Source organism: Shewanella sp. CG12_big_fil_rev_8_21_14_0_65_47_15 (assembly GCF_002783505.1).
Lineage (GTDB): Bacteria > Pseudomonadota > Gammaproteobacteria > Enterobacterales > Shewanellaceae > Shewanella.
The window spans coordinates 18,939-43,883 of sequence record NZ_PFGL01000021.1; the positions used below are offsets into that span (position 1 = coordinate 18,939).

Here is a 24,945-nt window from a genome sequence, read left to right on the forward strand (position 1 = left end):
AATATATTGAAATAAGATTGGATACACTTGTGGGTTTTCAGATCTAAATAGGCCGTATTTCATGCTCTATATTTTGAGGTTAGCTTTTATTTGTCCGTTAAATTAATTCATTGAGTTAAATTTAGTTAATAAAAAAGCCGCATTATTTGCGGCTTTTTACATAGAGAAAGAGTCTAGGACTTTTTCTTTCTCGCAATTTTACTGGCTTTTTTCGCCGCTTCTTTTTTACTGGTCTTTTTAGCGGCTTCCTTCGCCTTGACCTTAGCTTTTTTCTTGGTTGGCGTACGGGCTTCTTTATTTTTAGGGCGCAATTCTTCGATCACGCGGCGCTTCAAGGGTTGCTCGATATAACGCTCAATCTTACCAACGATACGCATATCGTGGGCTTCTGCCAGTGAAATCGCCGTGCCTTTAGCGCCCGCGCGGCCCGTGCGGCCAATACGATGGATATAAGTGTCGGCGGAGCGTGGCATATCAAAGTTGATAACATGGGTGATATCGTCGATATCGATACCGCGGGCGGCGACATCGGTCGCGAGTAAGACGTTGACCTCACCCTTAGTGAAACGGCTCAGGGCTTGGAAACGTTTCTTTTGTTCCATATCACCCCGCATAAAGGCGCAGGCAATACCGGCTTTAAGTAATTGACCTTCAAGACTCGAAACAATGTCGCGGGTCTTAACGAAGACGATGGCGCGCTTCACCTCTTCTTGGCGCAGCAAGTGGCACAGTAGGGCAAACTTATGCTCTTTATCGTCTGCCAGATGGATCCATTGGTGGATCTTGGCCTTTTCGCTGCGGGGGGCATCGACATCGATTTCGATAGGATCATTGAGCACTTCACGGGCAAAACGATGTACGCCACCGCCTTCTAAGGTCGCAGAAAACAACATATTTTGTTTACGGCCTTGGGCTTCGAGGGCGATAGCTTGTACGACAGATGAAAAGCCCATATCGAGCATGCGATCGGCTTCATCTATGATTAACACATCGACTTCTTCGGCGGTGAACTTACCCTTATCTAAATACTCCATCAGACGACCTGGGGTGGCGACCAGAATGTCAACATTGCCTGCTAAGGCTTCTTCCTGTGGTGCATAGGGAACGCCGCCGGTGATGATGGCGATATCTAGCCCTTGGCCCGTGGCTAAGTGGCTAGCATAACGATGAATTTGGCTGGCTAACTCACGGGTAGGTGTGAGGATCAAAATACGAGCTTGCCCAGGGAATCGACGGGGAAAGTCGATTAAATGTTGTAATGCGGGCAGTAAAAAGCTTGCGGTTTTGCCTGTGCCTGTCGGGGCGCGCGCCAGAATATCCCTTTGCTCTAGGGCATAGGGAATGGTTTCTTGCTGGATAGTGGTGGGCGAATGATGCCCCATGGCTTTAAGTGACTCTAATAAGCTAGGGTCAAGCTGGAAATCTTCAAATTGCATGCGCGGCGTCTCGACGGATAATAGCGCAGCATTATAAAGGTTATAGTCGTTAACTTAAATAACTTATCTAGATCTCCTGTGTTTATCTTCTATGCAAGTGAGGTTTCATGATGAAAGCATCAAAATAATAAATGATAAATCAATTTATTAGCGTTGATTTTATGGCGAATTAAGCCTTTCAATGGATTTGTTAAACTTAACTGCATTTATTTTAGCTGGCGGTGAGGGGGGCAACATTAGAGCTTAAGGTAAAAATCTTGGGTTAATTGCACCATGGCTCGTGTGTATTGCCCGGATATTTCGCGAATGGTGAAGTGACTCACCTTAGGTTGTATGTCTACATGAGTTGGGGTTGCAAGTAGGCATAAAACCCTATTGGCTGATTTCCCTACCACACTGATAAGGTTGACTTGTTCTACCAAACAGAGCGGCGATTGTGACAAAAGCTGATTAAAGCGCGTGAGGCTTTGGATAGGCAGAATTAAGCTAGCTTGCCCCTGTGGGGTAAGGCATAACGCTATCGCATTGAGTAGGGCGGTGAAGCTTAAGCTATCCGTATGACGGGCCATAGCACGTTGGGATTGCTGCGCCTGTGGGCCGTGCTCGAAGTAGGGCGGATTGCAGATGATATGATCGAAAACGCCTTGATACTCAGGTTGCTGGCTAAGGTTTTGGATACTGTCATTGACTAAGCTAAGCCTACCTTGCCAAGGACATTGGGCTATATTGTGCTGGCAAGCTAAAGCAGCTTTGTCATCTAACTCGACACAAATGATCTCGGCTTGGCTGCGTTGGGCTGCCATTAAACTCAGTAGGCCACTCCCCGCACCTATATCTAAAATGCGCGTCGCATTCGTTAGCGGTGCCCAGGCGCCTAAGATCACGCCATCGGTGCTGACGGCCATGCCGCAATGCATGTCATCGATATGGAATTGTTTGAAAGTAAATGCCATGGGAGATCTATTATGGGTCGAGTATGAGGTTAAAACTTGATTGATTGCCGATATTTTAAGTCTAGCTTAGCGTTTTTAGCTAACGCTTTTAAACGGTATCTTGGCCATTGCTGTATGAATGTGTGGTATGAATGCCCGAGTTGATGCCTTGGCTATTTTCTATCGACTGCTTCAGATTTTACTTAACTGAGGGTTTAATTTATTACTTTAGTAACCCTAGGTTAGCAGTTAATTAGCATTATTTTGCTTTTTTAATTGATTAAGCCTCGTTAGCTTGCATTGATGATTTAAGTCTGATATTAGTTTCGCCCCCATTTTTAATCACTTTTATGATTAACGGATAGGTAAACGAGTTTTGTGGCGAATAAAACAGCTTTAAAGCCTGTTTTAGCACTACCACTGACTATAGACTCGACAGATATCGAACATATTTACCACGGAATTGTGTAAACATAGATTTGCATTCCTGATGGGCGTTGTTTTAGCTATGGCTAATCGACACATAATCACTTAAGTTTGTCAAAAAACAATAAGACAAGATGGGGCTTTCAGTGCAAGACAATCACATGAGTATTGGGGATACATTAGGCTTAGGTTTTATGACCTTCGCATTTTTTTTGGGCGCAGGTAATTTAATATTTCCCCCCTTTGCAGGGATGTTAGCAGGTGGCAATATGCCCCTCGCCATGCTGGGTTTTTTAATCACCGCCGTAGGTTTACCTTTAGTTGGACTCATTGCTGTCGCTAAGGCTCAAGGTAAGGTTATGGCTATGCTGCCAGCATTTGCAGCAACGGCATTGGCTATTGCGATTTATATTATTATTGGCCCTGCGTTCGCCGCGCCGCGTACTGGTTTAGTGGCCTATGAGATTGGTGCTAAGCCCTTTATCAATGACACTACGGCCACATTTTTACTGGGCAGTTTAGAACTGAACCTGTCGCAACTGCTATACACTCTGTGTTTCTTCACTGTCACTATGTTGTTGGCACTGTTTCCCGGCAAGTTACTCGACAGTGTTGGTAAAGTGTTAACGCCTATCTTGTTGATATTGTTAGTTGGATTGGCAGCATCTGTGCTATTCCTGCCCGCGTCCGAAGTGGGTCAAGCCGTAGGCGATTATCAACAGCATCCGCTGACTAAAGGTATTTTGGAAGGCTATAACACTATGGATACCTTGGCGTCCTTGATGTTTGGGATGTTGATTATCGATATCCTGCGTAAAAAGGGCATAGATCAGCCTAGTGCGCAAACTAAGTATCTGATCCGCGCTGCTTTTATCGCCGCAGCCGGGCTTGCTTTTGTTTATGTTTCTTTGTTCTTTTTAGGGGCAACGGCCGGAGATATCGCTATTGGCGCTAAAAATGGCGGCGAGATCCTAACAAATTACGTCACCCATGAATTTGGTAGCTTAGGCACGGTTTTACTCTCAACTGTTGTGACCTTAGCCTGTTTAACTACGGCGGTTGGCCTAGTGAGTGCTTGCTCCGAGTTCTTCAATGAGCTGATGCCAAAATTATCCTACCGTTTGTTAGTGGTCCTGCTAAGTGCTATCTGCGCCGTGATCGCCAACGTGGGTCTTACGCAGCTTATCGCTATTAGTATTCCAGTGTTGATGACGATTTATCCTGTGGCTATTGCCCTGGTTGCCGTGACATTCCTGACCTCTCATTTTGCCAAACCGCAGTTTGCCCACCGTGCGACGCTGTCGGTGGCGCTGTTGTTTGGGATCTTCGATGGCATGAAGGTGGCGGCAAAAAGTTTAACGGGCGATGATGGTAAAGGGATTAACGCTATTGCCCAGTGGTTTATCGATAGCGTGAGTGGAATGGCGCCGAGCCTATCAATTTTGCCTTTGTACGAGGAAGGCATGGCCTGGTTACTGCCGACTCTTGTGGTTATCGTGCTTTGTTTGGTTTTAGGTCGCGGCGGCGCTAAAACAGCAACAGCTGCATAAGGGATAATCTGCCTGTCATAGTTCAATTACCTGTCATAGTTCAATTAGGTTAATATCAACGGCGTATCATTCGATTACGCCGTTTTTTATGGAGTTTTTGTGCCTAAGACATACCAGCCCGATCCGCTTATTGATATTTTTCTTGATGATCTTTGGTCGAGCAAGGGACTGAGTGACAACACCTTATCGGCCTATCGTACCGATCTGCGCCATTTTGATCGTTATCAAGCTTTGCAAGGAGTGACGCTACTCGCGGTTTCACAGGCCGATGTCAGGGCGTACTTAGCCTTTAGAGTCGAGCAGGATTTTGCGCGCACCAGTAGCGCTCGGCTGCTCAGCAGTTTACGGCGTTTCTATACCTATTTAGTGCAGACCAAACAGATTTCAGCCGATCCTATGGCCTTAGTCGAGTCGCCTAAATTAACCCGCCATTTGCCGGATTCTTTGAGTGAATCGCAGGTCGACCGTTTGTTGTCTGAGCCCAATGTGGAAGATGCGGTCGAATGTCGTGATAAGGCCATGCTGGAGCTGTTATATGCGACAGGTTTGCGGGTGAGCGAGCTTGTTGGCCTGACGATGGAACAGCTGAGCCTACGGCAGGGTTTAGTGCGAATTGTGGGTAAGGGCGGTAAAGAGCGCCTCGTGCCGCTGGGTGAATTAGCCATTACCGAGGTTGAGGGTTACATGAAGTTTGCTCGCCAAGAACTGCTCGGCAATAAACAGTCCGATGTGGTGTTTCCGTCGAAACGTGGGCAGATGATGACGCGGCAAACCTTTTGGCATCGGATTAAGTTGTATGCACTGCGGGCCGGGATTGAAACCGCATTATCGCCGCACACATTGCGCCATGCTTTTGCTACCCATTTGCTCAATCACGGTGCCGATCTGCGGGTGGTGCAATTGTTATTAGGTCATAGCGACCTGTCCACCACGCAGATTTATACCCATGTTGCGCGGGCAAGGTTGCAGGAATTGCATCAACAGCATCACCCTAGAGGCTGAAAAAGGATTTAGTTACAGCATAAATTTGCTTTCCGCGCGGCTTGTCTGTAACTTTTTGCCCCCATACGGGGTCTATTAAGTATATCGAGTTTGAACGACCTCAAAATCTCCTCGTCGAGACCCAATTTATAGGATGTCCCATGAAGTTAACCCGAGCATTATCTTTAATTTTTGCCCTTGTTGTAGCTCCTCTTGCTAATGCCGCAACAGCGACCTCGCCAGATACCGCTGCTATTAAGCAAAAACTGACGGAGATGTTGGATGTTGAAGTGATTTCTATGCAGGATTCGCCGATTGAGGGGTTGTATCAAGCCATGACCAACCGCGGCGTGCTCTATATCAGCCGTGATGGTTCAAAACTGTTCCACGGCAGTTTATATGACCTAGATAAAGGCATGAAAAACTTGACGGAAGCGGCATTAGCTGGCCCACGTTTAGCCATGATGAAACCCCTTGAAGATCATATGTTGGTTTATAAAGCTAAGGATGAAAAACACGTAGTCACAGTGTTTACCGATGTGAGTTGTGGTTATTGCCGTAAATTGCACAGCCAAATGGCCGACTACAACAAGTTGGGTATTACCGTGCGTTACTTAGCCTTCCCGCGTGCGGGCGTGCCGTCAGCCAACGCCGACGAAATGCAGGCCATCTGGTGTGCTAAGGATCCATTAAAAGCCATGACAGACGCTAAAGCTGGCCAAAAAATATCTGCCGCCACCTGTGATGCAAAAATTGCCGAGCAGTATGAGTTAGGCGCTAGTTTTGGTGTGAATGGTACGCCGGCAATCGTGTTAGAAGATGGCAATATGATCCCTGGTTATCAACCTCCTGCGGACCTATTGCGCACCTTAGAAGCGCGTCAGTAATAGTCAAAATAATCAAATTTATCCCACGAAAGGTGAGCTTAAGGCTCACCTTTTTGTTATCTTATCGCCACGATTTCATGAGAGCTTGAGTCCCTTGATCCATAAGATAGTCCGTCGCTCAACCGTCGACGATAGCCATTTACCCGCTCACCTTTCGCCGCTTTTGAAGCAGCTTTATGCCCGCCGCGGTGTCACATTTAATGAATGTGAGTTAGTGCTTAAAGGTCTGTTAAGGCCAGACACTATGAAAGGCTTAAACGAGGCGGCAAAGCTGATTGCCGATGCCATGCAGGTGAATAAGTCGATTCTGATCGTTGGCGACTTCGATGCCGATGGCGCGACCTCAACCAGCGTGTGTATGTTGGCGCTGCGGATGATGGGCGCGGTGAAGGTGGACTATTTGATCCCTAATCGCTTCGATTACGGCTACGGCTTAAGCCCTGAAATTGTTGCAGTTGCGGCATCTAAACAGGCTGAGCTACTGATCACCGTCGATAACGGTATTTCATCGATAGATGGCGTTGCCGCAGCCAAAGCCTTTGGTATGCAAGTGGTGATCACCGACCATCATTTACCCGGCCATGAGTTACCCGCTGCCGATGCGATAGTGAACCCGAATCAACCGGGTTGCCCCTTTGCCAGTAAATCGATTGCCGGTGTCGGTGTGGCCTTTTATTTGATGACGGCATTAAGGGCAGAGCTGCGGATGCGAAACTGGTATCAAACGCTCGGTATTGCCGAGCCTAATCTCGGCACGCTGCTCGATATCGTTGCCCTTGGCACCGTTGCCGATGTGGTATCGCTGGATGCCAATAATCGCATTTTAGTCGAAGCGGGTTTGCAGCGCGTGCGAGCGGGCCGCTGCCGTGTGGGGATTACCGCGCTGCTTGAAGTCGCGAAACGTAATCCTGCGCGTATTGTCGCATCCGACTTTGGTTTTGCCGTGGGCCCGAGGCTCAATGCCGCCGGCCGGCTCGATGAAATGGCGCTTGGGGTCGAAACCTTACTCTGTGAAGACATGATGCTGGCCCGGCGTATGGCAGCGGAACTTGATGGGTTAAACCAAGAGCGTCGTGAGCTGGAAGTCGGCATGCAGCAGGAAGCCTTAAAAAGCCTTGAGCAGTTAAAGCTCAACGAAGACGAGTTACCTTGGGGGATTGCGCTATTTCAAGAAGATTGGCACCAAGGCGTTATCGGGATTTTGGCCTCGCGCATTAAAGACAAATACCACAGACCCGTGATAGCTTTCGCCGATGCGGGCAATAACGAAATCAAAGGCTCGGCGCGTTCGATCAAAGGCTTGCATATGCGCGACCTACTCGAGCTGGTCAACACGCGCCACCCAGGACTGATTATCAAATTTGGCGGCCATGCGATGGCGGCGGGCTTGTCACTCAAAGCGGGCAGCTTTGCGACTTTTGCCAAGGCCTACGATGATGCGGTGCGTGAATTGCTTAAACCTGAGCTGTTAACCGGTGAGCTTTGGTCCGATGGCGAGCTGACTCCCACAGAGCTAAACCTTGAAATCGCCCAGCTACTGCGTAATGCCGGACCTTGGGGCCAAGCCTTCGAGGAACCGCTTTTTGATGGTTATTTTAACATAGTGCAGCAACGCCTCGTTGGTGAACGCCATCTTAAACTCGTGCTTGAAACCCAGTGCGGCACTCTGATGCTCGATGCGATTGCCTTTAATGTGGATTTGCATACTTGGCCCGATGCGACCATTAACCATGCTCGAATTGTCTATAAACTCGATGTGAATGAGTATCGTGGTAATTTCTCGCTGCAATTGATGGTTGAGCAAATCGAAGCCATGTAAGCCTGTATCGACAAGGAGTTCAGTTGCAACCGCTACTTTCGCGGGGGCTTTGTATTCGCTAGCTAAATTGGTGTTATTGGCGATGGCTTTTATGCTATTTATGAGTGCAAAAAAAGCCTAAGTTAAATTAATAAGTCGTGCTTACAACAATATTGGGACGAAAAATGGAATACAGAGTCAGCACAGAGCAATCGGAAATGGATTTTGAGGTTATTCATGACTTTATCAGTAACAGTTATTGGGCGCAGGGCATGCCGCCTGAACTCTTGCGAAAGGCGCTTAGCAACAATTTATGTTTTGGAGTGTTTGATGAAAATAATCAACAGCTTGCCTTTACACGCATGATTACCGATAAAGCGACCTTTGGCTACCTTGCCGATGTATTTGTCCTCGAGTCCCACCGTGGTTTAGGCTTAAGTAAGTTGATGATGACATCAATTATGGAACATCCTGATTTACAGGGATTAAGACGCATAATGCTCGCCACCCGCGATGCCCACGGACTCTATGCCCAGTTTGGTTTTAACGCGGTCGATACCCCTGAAACCTTAATGCAAATTCGTTTAGAAAATCCCTATGTTGAGCTATCCATTTTTTCCTAGACTTATTGTTTAGTCATCTGGTTACGGAATTTGTTATGTTGCATTTAATGAAACACATTCAAGTCCTTGACTCGTTAGGTTATACACCTTATCAACGTATTCTAGAGTTGACTGCCTATGGGTAACAAGGATTCTGGTTACTGGAAGTCGACTAATGCCAGAATTAACTCGTTGTTCGTTGTCAGAATCCAAATTACTGGTCGCCTCGTCTAACACTAGTATATAGGGATTTAGGTATATAGCCCTTGCCAGTAATACTCGTTGTACTTGGCCCCCTGACAATTGAACTCCCATATCGCCAATTAGTGTTTGATATCCCATGGGTAAAGCTTCTATATCATCATGTATTGACGCTAATTTACATGCCTGCTCAATTTTCAAAGGGTCATAGATATCGTCAAAAAAAGAAATGTTCTCAGCTAAAGTTCCTGATAACAAAGTATCATTTTGCATAACACTCCCAATGAGTTTTCGGTACTTTGCCAAGCCGATTTTTCTAATATCTATACCATCAAAAAGTATTTTTCCTGATGTAGGTTCTAGTAATCCTAAGATTATTTTCAATAGTGTGGTTTTTCCGCTACCGGAAACACCTGTTATTGCGATATTATCGCCAAATTTGAGTGAAAGGTTGATATTTTCAAATAAGATCTTAGATTTTAGTCCATATCTAAAGCTAATGTTTTCAAGTGTGATACAACCTACTATGTTTTCTGCTAACCCCAAGCCTTTGCGATTGGCTTCTTGTGGTTCCAATGCAATGTCAGACAACCTAGATAAGTGAATGTCGAGCATTTTAAAAGAAACAAAACTATCGATAAGACTATTAATTCTTGAGGAAAATTGTCCCTTATAGGACATAAAAGCCATCATCATCCCTATAGAGAAAATACCCTCCATCACAAAGTTAGCAGCGAAGTAAATCACACACATATTTTCAATTGCAAAGACAATAGTGTTCACGGATGAAAAGGCTAAAGACCATAGCGAGCCTTTGATCCCCAAATTAACAACATCAGCATATAGAGATAACCACTCATTTTTACGCTTATCTTCATGACCGTGTAAGCGTATAGCTTGAATTGAGCGTATACCTTCCAAGAAAAAGCTATCTTCTTTAGCTGATGCAGTAATGACCTCTTCAGCATTTCTCCTAAATGGCCGATAGAATATCCATCTCAAACATGCATAGATTAAAACGGCTAAAATGGCGATAAATGTCAATGTGGGGCTATATATGTACATCATTATCAGAGTTGTCGTGACCATTAAGCCATCAAGCACAACACTAACAAACGTAGAGGTAATAAAAGACTGAATTTCTCCTTGAGAGCCAAAGCGGCTAACAATATCACCGATATGACGCTTTTCAAACCAAGTAATAGGTAGTCGAATTAAATGAGAAAACAATCCAGAACTCCATTGTATATTTAAATGGTTCTGTATATGTAAACCAATTAAATCTCTTAAGATACTGGTGATAAGCGAAACTACAGCAAGCATAGAAAAAGCAATAAATAGCAGAATAAGCAGTTCATTGTCTTGATTGACTATCACATCATCAATCACTAGTTGCATATAATAAGGAGAGGTCAGTGAAAATAGCTGTAACAAAGCAGAAGCAATAAATACTTTAAATAGCCCTGATTTTAAACCTACACTCGCTTGCCAAAAAGGGCTTAACTTAAGGCCTGTAGTACAATTTTCTTTTTTAAAGTCTATTGCTGGAAAAAGTTCTACTACAATACCCGTATAATGCTCTTTAAATTTCTCAATCGAATACTTAATTTTACCAATTGCAGGATCGTGAATAGTTACAGATTTTTTACTGCGCTGGGTGAGGACAACAAAATGATTCAAGTCCCAATGTAATACGCAGGGTAAGCGCAATTGTTCTATCTCGTGAACACCAGCTTGTAATGGCCTAGAATCTAAGTTTATCTGCGCTGCATATTCACATAGTGTGCGTATCGACATCCCCGATTCACTGTAACCCAGTTCTTTTCTGATCGTCATTAAATCAGTTTTTCTTTGGTAAAAGCTCGATATCATGGCGAGACAAGCTAAACCACATTCACTATGTTCTGACTGGTATATGATTGGACATTTTTTTTTAGGGAAGAGAGTGAACATAAGAAACAACGACTCGAGTTAAAAAAGAGTGCCTAAAGGCACTCGATATAAGTTATTGAGCTTTTAACTTACGATCTAAATATTTACCGGTTGTACCGCCACCGCCACCGCCACCGCCACCGACACCGCCCCCATTGCCTCCCCCCCAGCTGCGCTCGCCAGAACCATTCATATAACGATGGTAAGAGGAATTATTAATGACTTCCATATTACGTTGATACTGGTCGCTGCTTGTCCATGCATCCATTGCTTTATCAACTATTTTACCAACAATGATACCTGGAATAGTACCTGAAATTATGCTTCCTACGCCACCACCGGAAACAACCTCAGTCTCTTCAATACTTAGCTCTTTCAAATCTTTAATCCTTTTTAAATAAATAAGAAATTCTCTGGTAAATTAACTTTGATTTTTATTTTGATTTAAATGTGACACCTCCTATTGCTAAAATATACGTTGAAGACTAATCCATTTTCCGTTAACATCTTTTGTTTTTAACGTACTGAATGTAAGCAATGAATACGGATACCATAAAGAAGTAAATGATAGTTTTAAAGTAAAGTAAGAATAGTATTGCCTGAATAAAGTATAGTGATTTGATTTTTGCATTATTATCGGTGCTGGTATATAACTCTGAATTGCTTGCTGTAAATATTGCTTTAATTATAAAGTGCAAAATGTAAGTGGTAGTGATTATTGCTATTGTTTGGAAAGAAAGTTCTTTCCAATAATCATTTTTAGAAAATTCGACTGTATTCTCAATAATATCAACGCTCAATCCGATTAATAAGCTGCTAATGAATACTGCTATGTATTTAAAGTTGTTTCTCATAATTTCCATCTTAAGATTAAAGTTTAAGTATCAACATCTAGAATTTTGTTGTTGGATATTAATATCCGCTAATCACAAGTATTGGTTCTAGCAACCACTCTATTAATGTTCTCTTTCCAGTATTGATATTCGCTTGTAATAACATTCCTGGAATTAAATAATTATTATTACCATAGGCATGGATGTACTGTTTCTCCAATTGAATCTTTACTTTGTAAACTGGCTCATTAAATGCCAGTTTACTTGCTGTTTCTGATGAAAATGTAATATTTCTAGATACATAAGAGACTTTTCCATGTGCGATTCCAAATTTTTGAAAAGGAAATGCATCAAATTTTATACTGACCTCTTCCTCTTCTTTAATAAAAGCAATGGCTCGAGTAGGAACAAAAACCTCAGCTTCTAGCTTGGAATCAGTCGGAATAATTGTTACTAGGTAATCACCAGAAAAGGCAAACTCACCAACATTTAATTTTATTGAAGAAATAACTCCGCTAATTGGTGCTTTTAAAACCAAATTGTTACTTTCTAAAATTGCGACTTTATTGTTAGAGAGTTTTGAGAGTTCAATATTAAAAAGGTCAATTTTTTGTTGCTTCTCAAAAGGTAATCGTGCTTTGTCATTTAAAGCATTAGCGAGGTTGGTTTCAGATTTCAATACTACAGTATTGTATTCTTGTATTCTCTGTTGAAAATCCAGTACTAAATCAAACTGTGTTTTTACTTCGCTTTGACTGGCATAATCGTCAGATTGTAACTTTTTTATATCAGTTAAACGCTCTTTAGCAAGCTGAACTCTATTTCGTAATAGTTTACCTTGAATTGCTAACTCAACTTGTTCTTGCTTTAAAAAGTTAATGATACTGTTTAACCTAGATTCTCTCTCTTTAAATAAATTATCATACTGCACTAGTTGTCCATTGACAATGTTTATTTGATTATCGAGTTCTTTAATTTTTTCTTTGTCAGAATTTAAGGAGTTCTGAAGAAACTTGTCATTTGATACAAAAAGTAATGTATCACCTTGATTCACAATATCGCCTTCCTTTACCGCTATTTGACTAACGACACCGCTTGTGTGGGAATAAACTCTAGCAAGCCCATTAGTGGGGACAAGATAGCCTTTTACCTTTTCTTTTTTTGCATAGTCACTACAAAAAAGAAAAATAAATATAGAAAGCACAAAAAGAGAAATAAAAAATAAAATAATGGAATAATGTATTGGAGTTGTTATTACAGCTTTCCCATAATATGTGGTCTTGTTTTTGTCTAAAACCTGTCTTCTAAATAACTTTGACATAGTATTTCCGTATGTACTAATGCGTGCTTAATGCTATGGTTTGATTTTATACAATACGAGTTTTATAATTCTCTAAGATTCACAATATTTCCAGAGTGTCTAGGTACTACAGTTTTTAAACAGAATCGCTCTGTTGTGATGCCATTTATACAGCTTTCTAATTTAAGTCATTGACATGTATTAGTGCAATCATTTTTATTTGTCGATTGTAGCAGGTTAAATTAATTTAAAGTTACATGCATTTATTGTGATGAAAATAAAAATCACTTGAGAAAGTTTAATGGGTATTAATTATGAAATCATTGAAACAATTTAGCTGTGAACGTATCAGGTTTGAATAGCACTTTAGTATTATTCCTTGTTTTTTGCTGTTTATTGGCTATATTTTTTGCATTCAATTAGTTTTTTGTTGTCTAATTGATTGTTGTTTGTATTGCAGCTTGGGTTTGAATGTTTCGCATCTGTGCGTTAGTTGTTTCGTTGTCGCTATATTTTGTTGTCTATTTGATTGGAGAGTTTTGGTGATTAAATTTTATTTGATTTCATTTCATATTTTTTAAGTGCCGGTGAAGATTTAAAGCGGTGATTAAGTGGATATGTTCTTAGTTTATGCTGGATTTTAAGCTAGTGAATATAGTCTCTTTTTATTTGAGTTACTTCAGTGTTTTTAACAGAGATATTTCTGCGGCTTGCCCGTTGTGAACTCACAAACTTAGGTGAGCGATTCAATTGTTTGCGCCTATTTCTGCTAAAGATTGCTTGAGTCGCACCGTGGCTTAGGCTTAAGTAAGTTGATGATGACAGCAATTATGGAACATCCAGAATTACAGGGATTAAGGCGGATAATGCTCGCCACCCGCGATGCCCATGGACTCTACGCCCAGTTTGGTTTTAACGCGGGCGATACCCCTAAAACCTTAATGCAAATTCGGCTTGAGAATCCCTACCTTTAGGCTAGATTTTATTGACGTAAATTCTATAAATATCAAGATAAGGACATCTGTTATGACAGGAAAAACTCAGCCAACGACAGTAGCCGATAGTGTAAAAGTGAAAGGCCCCGCATCTTATTTCCCTTCTATCGAGAAAACCTATGGTCAGCCGATCGCCCACTGGCTAACGCTATTGCAAGGTCTAGAAGGCAAAAAGCATATGGAAATGGTGGCTTGGCTTAAGCGTGAGCACCAACTCGGTCATGGGCATGCCAATGCGCTGGTGGCGTATTTTATTAACGAAAAAAGTCGATAGCGGTACTTAGCATGACACAATTACAATATGCCTATCTTGCCAGTTTTTCTGTTTCCTCCGCTTTTTTGAATTGGTTACTCGAAGGGCAAGTGCCTTGGGTGAGGCTGCTTTGCTTAATCTTGTTGCTTTCAACCATGGGATTTGCCTGTTTGTACCATAGTTTAAAGCGTTCGATAAACTCACAAGACTCGAAATAAATCCTCTTAAAAACAAAGAAGCCAGCTTGCGCTGGCTTCTTAGGTTATGCGGTTAATGTTTCACTATTATGCGGCTTTGGTATCGCTAATTTCTTCATCGCTGTGGCGAATGAGGTAATCAAATGCACCCAGTGATGCGGTCGCGCCGCTGCCCATGGCAATGATAATTTGCTTGAACGGTGAGTTAGTGACATCACCTGCGGCAAAAATACCTGGGACTGAGGTTTGGCCGCGCTCATCGACTACGATCTCGCCCCTTGGGGTTAAATCGATAGTGTCCTTCAACCATTCGGCATTCGGCACTAGCCCAATTTGCACAAAGATACCTGCCAGTGCGACATGGTGACTCTCGCCTGTTGCTCTGTCTGTGTAGTTCAGGCCATTAACCCGAGTACCATCGCCAGTCACTTCAGTGGTCATGGCTTGGGTAATGATTTTAATGTTACCCATAGACGCCGCTTTACGTTGCAGCACGTCGTCGGCGCGCAGCTTGCTATCAAACTCCAGTACGGTGACATGCTCAACGATATTGGCTAAATCGATTGCCGCTTCGATACCCGAGTTACCGCCGCCAATCACCGCCACGCGTTTACCTTTAAATAGCGGGCCATCGCAATGTGGGCAGTAAGCAACACCTTTGCCGCGGTATTCTTTCTCGCCTGGGACGTTCATTTCACGCCAGCGGGCACCTGTTGCCAGCAATACGGTACGGCTACGTAATTTAGCGCCGCTGGCCAGTTCAAGTTCGAACAAACCGTTAGTCGTCAATGACACGGCTTTTTGGTTGTCCATGATATCGACTTCGTAGTCTCGTACATGGGCTTCAAGGTTTGCCACTAGCTTCGGACCTTCGGTCGCTTTGACCGAAATAAAGTTCTCGATACCGACGGTTTCAGCGACTTGTCCGCCAAACTTGTCGGCAACAATACCGGTGCGAAGGCCTTTACGTGCCGCATAAATAGCGGCTGCTGCGCCCGCTGGGCCGCCACCAACGACTAAGACTTCGAATGGCGCTTTTTCATTAATTTCATCGGCCTTACGGCTTGCGGCATTGGTATCCAGTTTATTGAGGATCTCACCGATGCTGATACGGCCGGCAGCAAACACTTCGCCATTTAAGTAGACAGAAGGCACGGCCATAATGTTACGGCTCGCCACTTCGTCTTGGAACAGTGCGCCATCGATCATCACGTTAGTGATATTTGGGTTAATGGCCGCCATCATGTTCAGTGCCTGTACTACGTCTGGGCAGTTTTGGCAGGTCAGTGAGACATAGGTTTCAAAGGCATATTTGCCCGGCAGATTGCGGATCTGCTCGATAATGTCATCGCTGAGTTTGATTGGGTGTCCACCCGTGTGCAGTAAAGCCAACACGAGTGAGGTAAATTCGTGACCCATAGGCAGACCCGCAAAGCTGATTTGCGTATTAAGCTCTGGGTTAATCACTGTCATCGCCGGGGTGCGTTCGCCCTGAGTTTCTTTCAGGCTCACCAGAGAAGATAGGCTGACAATGTCTTGCGCTAAGCTTTTTAATTCTTGAGACTTTTTGCTCTCATCTGCAGACACGACAAGTTCAACTGGTCTCTTGAGGTTTTGCAGATAGGTTTGCAGTTGATTTTTTAAATTCGCATCTAACATATGATGACTCCAAATCAGTGTATAAATTGAAAAATATCGAGAAAGGCGAGGGTGCCAATCTGACTCTTGCAGGGGGAGAATCAGACTGGCGGGGTTGACGCTTTGCAGGCTAAATTAGATTTTGCCAACGAGGTCTAAAGACGGTGCTAATGTTTCGTCACCTGGTTGCCATTTTGCTGGACAAACTTCGCCATCGTGAGTTGCAACATATTGAGCAGCTTGAATTTTACGAACAAGCTCTTGAGCGCTACGGCCGATGCCTAAATCGTGAACTTCGCTGACCTTGATTTGGCCTTCTGGGTTAATCACGAAAGTACCACGCAGTGCTAAACCGTCTTCTTCAATCATCACGCCGAAGTTACGGCTGATAGTGCCTGTTGGGTCAGCCAGCATTGGGAAGTTGATCTTCTTGATGGTGTCTGACGTGTCATGCCACGCTTTGTGGGTGAAGTGTGTGTCAGTTGATACTGAGTAAACTTCAACGCCCATGCCTTGCAGTTTGGCATAGTGATCCGCCATGTCGCCTAATTCAGTTGGGCAAACAAAGGTAAAATCTGCTGGGTAGAAGAACACGACTGACCATTTACCTAACAGGTCTTGTTCTGTTACTGGAACGAACTCACCATTGTGGTAAGCAGTGGCTTTGAATGGTTTGATAGTGCTGTTGATAATTGATTGAGTCATTTTATGCTTCCATTGAGTTGATGATGGCTTAAGTTCATAACGAGGACATTTGCTTGCGTCCTGTCGATGTGAAGCATATTACCGACTCGCATAAAATTAAGATAACGGGTAAAAACTATCATCCTAATCGATTTAATCGAATCTCAATGCGATTGGGTCGGACTCAATCGGTTTTTTCACAGCTGCTGCGGGCTTGGCGTGATTGGAATTGGGTCTGGGTTTTAGCCGATGATTTTTCTATAGATGGATTGAGCTAAATTTCAGACATAAAAAAGGGATATCAGTGATATCCCTTTCATCGTAAATTCAGTTAAAACAAGATGCTGAGAACCTAGAACCTAGTTTTTCTTCGGCTGAGTTAACCAAGTGCTGAGTAAGCGCACGCCATAACCTGTGGCGCCCGCAGGCACAACGGCGGTATCGGTGGCGGTTAAGGCATTGCCCGCGATATCCAAATGTGCCCAAGGCTGTTCGCCCGCAAAGCGTTTTAAGAACATGGCCGCAGAGGAAGCGCCCGCGCTGCCTTCTTTACCTGTGTTTTTCAGATCCGCGATTGTGGATTTAAGCTCATCTGCATAGGCTTGATCTAAGGGTAGACGCCAGACCTTTTCGCCAACCTGTTGACCCGCATAGGTTAACTGTTGAACCAAGGTCTCAGAGTCGGTAAACAATCCCGCATACACGCTGCCGAGTGCGCCGACTTTTGAACCCGTTAAGGTCGCTACATCGACAATAATAGAAGGCTTATAGTTTTCTCTGGCATACCAGAGGCCATCGGCGAGCACTAGGCGACCTTCGGCATCGGTATTGAGCACTTCAACGGTGAGCCCTTGGGCGGTTTTTATTACATCCCCCGGGATCATCGCATGGCCCGAGACCATATTCTCCGCCATCGGCATAATTGCCACTAGGTTTACCGGTGCTTTTTGAATCGCCATGGCTTTTACTGTGCCCAGTACCGTGGCTGCGCCCGCCATATCCGACTTCATCCGTGCGATAGAGGTACCCGTTGCCTTAATATTATAACCGCCAGAGTCGAAGGTAATACCTTTACCCACCAAGGCGATAGGGGCTTCTTTACTGCCCGGCCAATGGGCGACCACTAACTTAGGCGGGCGCTCGCTGCCTTTGCCCACCGCCGCTAAGGCGCCCAGATGTAAACGTTCGATATCTTTGGCTTCTAATACAGTGACTTTAACGCCGAGGGACTTGAGTTTTCTCGCCTCATTGGCAAAGCTCTCGGGATACAGAATACCCGCGGGCGCATTGGTCAGATCCCGCGCTAAAAACACACCCGCTTCAACCGCTTGCAGATTCTTATGGTGTTTTTGATTAAGGCTTAAATCATCAACACCGATCTGATAGTTTTTCTCGGCGTGATCGCTAGTCTTGAATTGGGTGTAGCGGTAGCTGCGTAGCTCAATACCATGGGCCAATTCGGCACCAAATAGGGGCGTTGTTAAGCCTTGGGTTAGCACTCGGACTGTGGCTTGTGGCACAGTTTCCAGCTTGGCGGCAACATTACCACCTAAGGTGTTGATATCGCCTGGGGTTAAATTTTTAGCATCGCCAATACCGACCAAGAGCACTCGCTTCGCATCGATTTCGCTCGGCACTAAAATCTCAAGGATTTCACCTTGTTTGCCGGAAAAACTGTTATCCGCCGTGGCGAGATTTAGCTGATCTTGGGTTGATTGGGGTAAAACGTCGATCCCATAGGTAGTGGCATCTGCGCTTTGAAAGAGGACTAATGTGTCTGAATTGAGTGAGTTACGAGTGTCAAAACTAAAGGTTTCGGCGTTAGCATTGAGAGAGTTAAGGCACGCCAGAGCCATAACGCTTAACATAAATTGGTGCTTATTTTTCATTGTGACAACTCATATCATAGGAATTTGTGAAGAATAACAAAGCTCAGCCTTAGGGTTAACTAATTTAAGCCATTTGACTGAGATTAATCTTAAATCCAAGGTCCAAAGCGTGTCAGTGACCGCTCAAGGGCAAAACCCAATTGTTGCGACAAAGATTGAGCCTGACTTTTAAGTGCCGAAGTACCTAAAAGCTGTGGTGATTGGCTGGCAAAAATCACCCAATTACCGCCGCCAGTGAGGCAAGCATTCACATGGGCAAAGTGCTGTTGTAAGTCGGCTAACAACTCGCGATTTTGGCTATGTTCTTTCCAGCAGTTCAGCACTAAATAGCCGTTGGGTTTGATAAGGTGAGTACATTGCCCAAGGAAGACAGGCGAAAGCTGCCCGGTTTCAACGCCTTTGGCTGTGTAGATATCGGCAAAAATAACATCGACTTTTTTATGCTCGCCAGTAGCCAAAAAGGCGATAGCATCATCATTGATAAGATTCAGTTTTTTACCTATCGGTAGCTGAAAATAGCGCTTTGCCAGTTCGATCACCGCGGGCCTAAGCTCGACTGCCGTGAGTCTGATAGCTGCATCAAAATGGCGCAGTGAGTGAATAATTGAGCCGCCGCCTAACCCTAACACTATGGCGCTCTTGGGCTTACAAAACAGTAAAACCAACAACATGGCTTGTACATAAGTGTGCTGGGGGATATGGGGGGCAGCCTTAAGGATTTTACTCTGTTCATCATTATCCCCAAAGGACAGGATCCGTGAGTCGTCGTAGTCGAGCACGCGAATGGGACCAAGCGCATCTTGGGTTTCGTATAACAGGGTAGAATCGGCCATAGTGTGTGGTTACTCAGTTTTATTGTTGAGCTTATTTGCGGCCCTATAACTGCTCGCGCAAAAAAGTTAGAATTCAGACGGTTTCGTAAATTGAGTGACTATTATGACAAATCAAATCCTGCTTGCCTGTATTTATCTTGCAGTGTTTATCTTTTTACAGCGGGCTTTAACCCATTGGGTGAGAAAACTGGCGCAAATGAAGCAAGTGAGTGTGGCGCGCACTAGCTTAGTCACTCGTTTTATCTCCTATGTGATGTTTTTTATTACGCTGTCATTGATGGCCGTGTCCCTTGGGTTAGGTTATCAGGATGTGTCGTTATTTGTGTCATCCGCCTTTGCTGTGATGGGCGTGGCATTAGTTGCTCAGTGGTCGATATTGAGTAACCTAACCGCAGGTGTGTTGATCTTTTTCGTGTTTCCCTATCGTATCGGTGAGCGTATTCGCGTGGTCGATAAGGATGAAGATATCAGCGGCGTGATCATCGAAATCGCATTATTCCATGTGCTTATCCACCGGGATAATGGCGATACCATCACTTACCCCAATAACCTCATGCTGCAAAAAGCCGTATTAAAGCTCGCCGATCAGAGTCCACTTGCCGAGCGTAGGGCTTTGCTCGAAGGCAAAAAGAAGTTTGACCCAGAGTAATCGAAGTTATTTCCGAAAGGCTCTCTTTTGCGATGCAGTGCATTAGCCATAACGGCAAATGCTATATTGTAAAGATGAGAACTTATACTCTGTATAGGTTTATGACTGGACACACGATATACGCAATGCAACTTGGCCATTAAAAGCCTTAGTGGTCACTACTTTACTCAATTTAAATACCTCAAGCGCCTATCAAGAATTACGCACGCTGAGGGCAAAACTGCGGCAACAAAATAAACCTATTACCGGGCTTAAACTTGCCACAACGCTCCATAAATACTCTGAGCGTGGCCAAGTCTATGTGGACGCTATCAGTGAAATGATCCGTTATCACGGGTTGCAACGGGTCGATGAGGCCTATCTCACGGATACTGCCCCTTTACATCTGATAACAAAAGAGGATGCGATAAAGTAAATGATAAGGGCCACCATAGGAGTGGCCCTCTCTTTTACACTTAATCTTATATAGCTAGCATTGTCTATTTGGGAGTATGGATAGTTAAGACGTAACTAAAAGAGGTTATCGCTCAATAATTTGAGTAACGTCGTCTTGCTTGATCATCACTTCTCGCCCTTCTTCATCGTGATATATATACATGCCAGTGTCTTTATCCAGCTTAGGTTTGCTGTCTGTGGTGATCATTTTCCCATCCTTAGTGCTCATAATGTATTGTGAACTGCAGGCTGCAAGTCCCAGTATACAAGCTAGGATCAATATGACTTTATTCATCATTTCCCTCTCTTAGCCTCATTCTCACCGCGAGAATGTTCAAATAAGCCTAGTTCACCTAGATCCACTTGGGCAAGGTGATGGATGTTTTTGTTTTGCGCAAATTTTATTCGCTATCACAATACTTTGTGGAAAAATGCCACCGCATGCAGATACATTTGCAGTGCGAGTGCGGGGTCAAAGCGTTCACCTTCATCGCGCATAAAGGCGTGCTGGGCGTTGACTTCAAGCCAAGTGAAATTACGATTCAGTGCCATTAATTGTTGGTGGATTAACGCTCGACCTTCGGGGGAAACGTGGGGGTCTTGTTTGCCAAACACTAGCACTAACTCCCCTTGAATATCACCACTGCGGCTCAGTGAATCATTGCCGTAGTTGCAGGGCAAAGTATTGGAATGAATGTCCGTTGGGTAGAGGCAAAATGCTCCGAGAATCGAGGGGTTGAGTGCCGCACGGTAGGCTAAGTGACCACCGATACATACGCCCATGCTGCCTACCTTGCCGCTGCAATAGCTTTGCTGATTGGCAAAGTCGATAAGCGCTTGAGTGTCGCTATCGTGTTGCTCTAGGGATTTAGCAAATTTATCGGCATTGCCTTTATCTTTACCCGGATCATCGTAGGCCAGCACTGTGCCTATGGGATTGAGTTCATGGAATATTTCGGGCACTAGTACGACAAAACCGTGGCCAGCGAGAATAGTGGCGGCGCGGGCGATGGGGGCCGTTTGCTGAAATATCTCGGAATAGAAGATGATGCAAGGGAATGGCCCCTGTGCGTCAGGGCGGTAGATATAAGTGCGCATTTGCCCTGTAGGGGTGGTGATATCCTGAGATTCTTGAATGACTAACATATTAAGATCCCTCTATGAGGCTTCGAAGATGAAGCCTCACTTTAGCAGTCAGGGATTTATCTGTCAGTTAAAACAGCTCGTTACCCGAAAGCTCGCCAGCACGCAGGGCTTTTAGGTTATTCAGGGTAGTTTTGGCGATCGCGCTTAAGGCCTCTTCGGTGAGGAAGGCCTGATGCCCGGTAAAAATCACATTATGGCAGGCAGATAAACGGCGGAATACATCGTCTTGGATGATTTCATTGGATTTATCTTCAAAGAATAGGCCCTTCTCGTTTTCATACACATCGAGTCCGAGTGAACCGATCTGGCCGAGTTTTAAGGCTTCCATTGCATCGAAGGCGTTGAGTAAACCACCGCGACTGGTGTTGATCACCATCACGCCGGGTTTCATCTTGGCGAAGCTTTCTTTATTGAGTAAGTGATGATTATCGGCGGTTAATGGGCAATGTAAGCTAATGATATCGCTGTTGGCATAGATGGAATCCAGATCTTGGTATTCTACATTTAATGCGACAACCGCTGGATTGATAAAAGGATCGAAGGCGATGACTTTGCAGCCAAAGCCCAGTAACACTTTGATGGTGGCGACCCCGATTTTACCCGTGCCAATTACCCCCACGGTTTTGCCGAACATGTTAAAGCCGACTAAACCTTCGAGGGAGAAGTTAGCATCGCGGGTACGTTGGTAGGCTTTGTGGATTTTACGATTCAGGGTCAACATCAAGGCGACAGTATGTTCGGCAACCGACTCGGGGGAGTAGGCGGGCACGTTCACTACCTGCATCCCTAAGCGTTTAGCGGCGACTAAATCGACATTGTTAAACCCGGCGCAGCGCATGGCGATAATTTTCGTGCCACCCTTGGCGAGTTCGACCAGAACTTCTTCACAGAGGGAATCATTCACAAAGGCGCAGATGATGTCATACCCTTCGGCAAGTTTTACCGTCTGCATGCATAGGCGGTAATCGAAATACTCAATTTGTGCACCAAAATCGACATTAGTACGGTTAAAATATTCCATGTCATACTGCTTTGCGCTAAAAAATCCAATTCTCATTTTAATCACCTACCAAGTCTATTGATTACTGGCAATGAGTGTAAGTGACTCCGGGCTTTTTGTCCTCAGGCAGAGCGGCTACAGCCATTAAAAGAGTGAGCTTTGTCATCAATTGAGCATAAAAAAAGCGAGCCCCTGACGGCTCGCTTATAGGCTGCTTAATGTTAAGCGAAGGTTCTTATAGGTCGTGCTATAGGAACCAAGGGTAAATCCTTTTACCCTGTGTCGGTTTACTAGTGATCTTTAGCGTATTTCGCGGCAGAAGCACCCGCGATACGGCCGTAGGTCACGATATCGGAGATAGCGTTGCCCCCTAAGCGGTTAGCACCGTGAACACCACCAGTGACTTCACCTGCGGCATATAAGCCTTCGATTGGCTTACCGGTTTTTTCGCTCTTCACTTCGGCCTTAGTATCAATCATAACACCACCCATAGTGTGGTGAACGGCTGGTGCGATTTCTAATGCGTAGAAAGGTGCTGTGGCTAATTCACGTGGTAAGTCAGGGCGTTCAAATTGAGCATCTTTACCTGATTTCACGAAGCCATTGTATGCCGTGATGGTTTTAGCCAATTCCGCCGCTGGAATATCTAACTGTTTAGCCAGATCTTCAACGGTTTTGCCTTCTTTAACTATGTTCAAGTGTACATACCCTTCGATGGCTTTTAAGCTCTTACGGATAGAGTCATCGAATACGAGGTAAGCACTTTCACCTTTTTGCTGAAGGATTGCCGCAGACGCTTTATCACGGGTGGTGATTTCGTTCATAAAGCGGTTACCATCACGGTTCACCACGATTGCGCCGTTACCACGTACCGCTTCGGTGATCATCACCCCGCCGGCTGGTGAGTAGGTTGGGTGAGCTTGGATGTATTCTAGGTCGCGGGTTGCCGCGCCAGCCTGTAGCGCTACGTCTAAGCCATCACCAGTTGCGCCTGGGTGGTTAGTCGCCTTAAAGCCTTTTAACTTAGGATCGTATTTAGCGACACGGTCGTTGTTTTTCGCAAAGCCACCGGCTGCAATCACAACGGCATCGGCTTTGATCACGTAGTAGCCAGTGTATTCACCTTTTACTAATACACCGGTAATTTTACCGCTTGCATCTTCAAGGATTCGGACCACGCGGCTATTTAAACGGATATCAGTACCGCGTTTAACCGCGTTGTCCCATAGCACTTGTGCTACGTGGGCACCGACACCAGCACCGCCCGTTGGACGGTGACTACGGTTCACACTTGCGCCGCCCATACGACCAACGTCGGTCATATCGGCACCCATAGAAGTTAACCAATCGATAGAATCGGAAGAGTTATTCGCTAAGGTTTTAACCAGTTCAGGATCGTTAATATTACGGCCACCTTTCATGGTGTCGTCGATCATGATTTGTTTCTTGTCTTCGATACCTAACTTAGCCTGTGGCTTAGTTTCTGCAGCGTTCATACCGCCAGCAGCTAACTTAGTGTTACCGCCTGGGATAGGTTCTTTTTCAAGTAGAATCACTTTTGCGCCCGCATCACGGGCCGATACTGCAGCAGCAAGTCCTGCGCCACCTGAACCGATAATCACTACATCAGTGGTTTCTTTTACGCCAGCGGCGATGGCTTTATCTTGAGCAGCTTTGTCTGCATCGACAGGAACAAACTTGCGTTCCCACTTACCGCCAAATGGCATATCGAAGCCGAAGCTATGGCAAGCATCACAGTAGGTTACGGATTTTTCGTGGCCTTTGTGGCAGCTAGTACAGGCAATCTCACCGATCAAGTGAGACTTATGGGGTGATACTTTATCTTTAGGTGTGGCGGCGGCCATTTCTTTTAAATCGCCGTGGCAGCTAACACACTGGGCATTTTCATGGGTCAGGTTGTCGTTGCTGACACCGCCTTTGTCGGAGACATGGCAGCTATCACAGCTACCCATTTCACCGTGGAAATCGGCTAGTACTTCTGGGGCCGCATAGGCTGTACCAGCCATTGCGCCAGAGATCAGCATGGCTAGTGCTGTTTTTTGAATCTTTCTTGTGAACATGGTAGTTCCTCCGCCGTATATTCATCTACTTAATAAGGGGTATTCATCGTGGCGTGATATTTATAATTTGCATGACTCACGCGCTTTAGAGCATTCTCCGTTAATAAAGTTAGCACTATCTAAAGAGGTATATGTGTATTTAGGTCACATAAAGCATGTTGCCGTATAAATAACATAGGAAAAGTGTGTCATATGACGGAAAAGATTGGCGAAATTGAGTATAGTCACCTATTGAGTACGGTATAACTTGTGCGAGTTAACATATTT

22 protein-coding genes and 1 pseudogene are annotated in these 24,945 nt (G+C 44.7%); 10 read left to right on the plus strand and 13 right to left on the minus strand.

Features of this window, described 5'->3' with window-relative positions; translation table 11 throughout:
- Nucleotides 1–173 precede the first annotated feature (173 nt).
- Both srmB and COW15_RS06200 read right to left on the minus strand, forming a co-directional pair.
- Nucleotides 174–1,436 (minus strand): ATP-dependent RNA helicase SrmB, encoded by a 1,263-nt coding sequence (gene srmB, locus COW15_RS06195; protein ID WP_293630993.1) that lies wholly within the window; start codon nt 1,434–1,436, stop codon nt 174–176.
- Nucleotides 1,437–1,672: 236 nt separating this feature from the next.
- Nucleotides 1,673–2,389 carry an RsmD family RNA methyltransferase gene (locus COW15_RS06200; RefSeq protein WP_293630995.1) on the minus strand — a complete coding sequence of 239 codons (717 nt, stop codon included), beginning with the start codon at nt 2,387–2,389 and terminating at the stop codon, nt 1,673–1,675.
- 539 nt (nt 2,390–2,928) lie between these two features.
- On the opposite strand from COW15_RS06200, the gene brnQ reads away from it, so the two are divergent.
- From brnQ to COW15_RS06225, 5 genes are all read left to right on the plus strand, one after another.
- Nucleotides 2,929–4,344 carry a branched-chain amino acid transport system II carrier protein gene (brnQ, locus tag COW15_RS06205; protein WP_293630997.1) on the plus strand — a complete coding sequence of 472 codons (1,416 nt, stop codon included), beginning with the start codon at nt 2,929–2,931 and terminating at the stop codon, nt 4,342–4,344.
- A gap of 99 nt (nt 4,345–4,443) precedes the next feature.
- Nucleotides 4,444–5,346, plus strand: coding sequence for a site-specific tyrosine recombinase XerD (xerD, locus tag COW15_RS06210; protein WP_293630999.1), 903 nt, complete (start codon nt 4,444–4,446; stop codon nt 5,344–5,346).
- A gap of 140 nt (nt 5,347–5,486) precedes the next feature.
- Nucleotides 5,487–6,212 carry a bifunctional protein-disulfide isomerase/oxidoreductase DsbC gene (gene dsbC, locus COW15_RS06215; RefSeq protein ID WP_293631000.1) on the plus strand — a complete coding sequence of 242 codons (726 nt, stop codon included), beginning with the start codon at nt 5,487–5,489 and terminating at the stop codon, nt 6,210–6,212.
- A 94-nt stretch (nt 6,213–6,306) separates the two neighbouring features.
- A complete protein-coding gene (gene recJ / locus COW15_RS06220) occupies nt 6,307–8,031 on the plus strand; it encodes a single-stranded-DNA-specific exonuclease RecJ (RefSeq protein WP_293631002.1) in 1,725 nt (574 codons plus the stop codon).
- Nucleotides 8,032–8,195: 164 nt separating this feature from the next.
- A complete protein-coding gene (locus tag COW15_RS06225) occupies nt 8,196–8,633 on the plus strand; it encodes a GNAT family N-acetyltransferase (RefSeq protein WP_293631004.1) in 438 nt (145 codons plus the stop codon).
- A gap of 33 nt (nt 8,634–8,666) precedes the next feature.
- On the opposite strand, the gene COW15_RS06230 is transcribed toward COW15_RS06225, so the two are convergent.
- The 3 genes from COW15_RS06230 to COW15_RS06240 all read right to left on the minus strand — a co-directional run bounded on the left by COW15_RS06230 (nt 8,667) and on the right by COW15_RS06240 (nt 12,899).
- Nucleotides 8,667–10,766 carry a peptidase domain-containing ABC transporter gene (locus COW15_RS06230; RefSeq protein ID WP_293631006.1) on the minus strand — a complete coding sequence of 700 codons (2,100 nt, stop codon included), beginning with the start codon at nt 10,764–10,766 and terminating at the stop codon, nt 8,667–8,669.
- A gap of 52 nt (nt 10,767–10,818) precedes the next feature.
- On the minus strand, nt 10,819–11,124 hold the full coding sequence (locus COW15_RS06235) for a hypothetical protein (RefSeq protein ID WP_293631008.1): 306 nt from the start codon (nt 11,122–11,124) through the stop codon (nt 10,819–10,821).
- A 533-nt stretch (nt 11,125–11,657) separates the two neighbouring features.
- Nucleotides 11,658–12,899 carry an HlyD family efflux transporter periplasmic adaptor subunit gene (locus COW15_RS06240; RefSeq protein ID WP_293631009.1) on the minus strand — a complete coding sequence of 414 codons (1,242 nt, stop codon included), beginning with the start codon at nt 12,897–12,899 and terminating at the stop codon, nt 11,658–11,660.
- A 755-nt stretch (nt 12,900–13,654) separates the two neighbouring features.
- Here COW15_RS06240 and COW15_RS06245 point away from each other — a divergent pair.
- From COW15_RS06245 to COW15_RS06255, 3 genes and pseudogenes are all read left to right on the plus strand, one after another.
- Nucleotides 13,655–13,852 (plus strand): annotated as a pseudogene (locus tag COW15_RS06245) (GNAT family N-acetyltransferase); the annotation flags it as partial.
- A 52-nt stretch (nt 13,853–13,904) separates the two neighbouring features.
- On the plus strand, nt 13,905–14,147 hold the full coding sequence (locus COW15_RS06250) for a DUF4287 domain-containing protein (RefSeq protein WP_071938503.1): 243 nt from the start codon (nt 13,905–13,907) through the stop codon (nt 14,145–14,147).
- Nucleotides 14,148–14,158: 11 nt separating this feature from the next.
- Nucleotides 14,159–14,344 (plus strand): hypothetical protein, encoded by a 186-nt coding sequence (locus tag COW15_RS06255; RefSeq protein WP_293631015.1) that lies wholly within the window; start codon nt 14,159–14,161, stop codon nt 14,342–14,344.
- 66 nt (nt 14,345–14,410) lie between these two features.
- On the opposite strand, the gene ahpF is transcribed toward COW15_RS06255, so the two are convergent.
- From ahpF to COW15_RS06275, 4 genes are all read right to left on the minus strand, one after another.
- Nucleotides 14,411–15,982: an alkyl hydroperoxide reductase subunit F gene (gene ahpF / locus COW15_RS06260; protein ID WP_293631017.1), complete on the minus strand. Its 1,572-nt coding sequence runs from the start codon at nt 15,980–15,982 to the stop codon at nt 14,411–14,413.
- Nucleotides 15,983–16,096: 114 nt separating this feature from the next.
- Nucleotides 16,097–16,666, minus strand: a complete 570-nt coding sequence (gene ahpC / locus COW15_RS06265; protein WP_007645108.1) for an alkyl hydroperoxide reductase subunit C — start codon at nt 16,664–16,666, stop codon at nt 16,097–16,099.
- A 338-nt stretch (nt 16,667–17,004) separates the two neighbouring features.
- The gene (locus tag COW15_RS06270) at nt 17,005–18,534 is read right to left on the minus strand and encodes a leucyl aminopeptidase (RefSeq protein WP_293631019.1); all 1,530 of its coding nucleotides are present in this window, start codon (nt 18,532–18,534) and stop codon (nt 17,005–17,007) included.
- A gap of 89 nt (nt 18,535–18,623) precedes the next feature.
- On the minus strand, nt 18,624–19,367 hold the full coding sequence (locus tag COW15_RS06275) for a spermidine synthase (RefSeq protein ID WP_293631021.1): 744 nt from the start codon (nt 19,365–19,367) through the stop codon (nt 18,624–18,626).
- 103 nt (nt 19,368–19,470) lie between these two features.
- On the opposite strand from COW15_RS06275, the gene COW15_RS06280 reads away from it, so the two are divergent.
- Nucleotides 19,471–20,016, plus strand: a complete 546-nt coding sequence (locus COW15_RS06280) for a mechanosensitive ion channel family protein (RefSeq protein ID WP_293631023.1) — start codon at nt 19,471–19,473, stop codon at nt 20,014–20,016.
- Nucleotides 20,017–20,167: 151 nt separating this feature from the next.
- A complete protein-coding gene (locus tag COW15_RS06285; RefSeq protein ID WP_293631025.1) occupies nt 20,168–20,431 on the plus strand; it encodes a hypothetical protein in 264 nt (87 codons plus the stop codon).
- A gap of 105 nt (nt 20,432–20,536) precedes the next feature.
- On the opposite strand, the gene COW15_RS06290 is transcribed toward COW15_RS06285, so the two are convergent.
- The 4 genes from COW15_RS06290 to fccA form a co-directional block, all read right to left on the minus strand.
- Nucleotides 20,537–20,749: a YgdI/YgdR family lipoprotein gene (locus tag COW15_RS06290; RefSeq protein ID WP_363699929.1), complete on the minus strand. Its 213-nt coding sequence runs from the start codon at nt 20,747–20,749 to the stop codon at nt 20,537–20,539.
- Nucleotides 20,750–20,862: 113 nt separating this feature from the next.
- A complete protein-coding gene (locus tag COW15_RS06295; RefSeq protein WP_293631027.1) occupies nt 20,863–21,597 on the minus strand; it encodes a dienelactone hydrolase family protein in 735 nt (244 codons plus the stop codon).
- 67 nt (nt 21,598–21,664) lie between these two features.
- Nucleotides 21,665–22,654, minus strand: a complete 990-nt coding sequence (locus tag COW15_RS06300) for a 2-hydroxyacid dehydrogenase (RefSeq protein ID WP_293631029.1) — start codon at nt 22,652–22,654, stop codon at nt 21,665–21,667.
- Nucleotides 22,655–22,887: 233 nt separating this feature from the next.
- Entirely contained in the window at nt 22,888–24,678 is a 1,791-nt protein-coding gene (fccA, locus tag COW15_RS06305; protein WP_293631030.1) for a fumarate reductase flavoprotein subunit FccA, read from the minus strand.
- Nucleotides 24,679–24,945 lie beyond the last annotated feature (267 nt).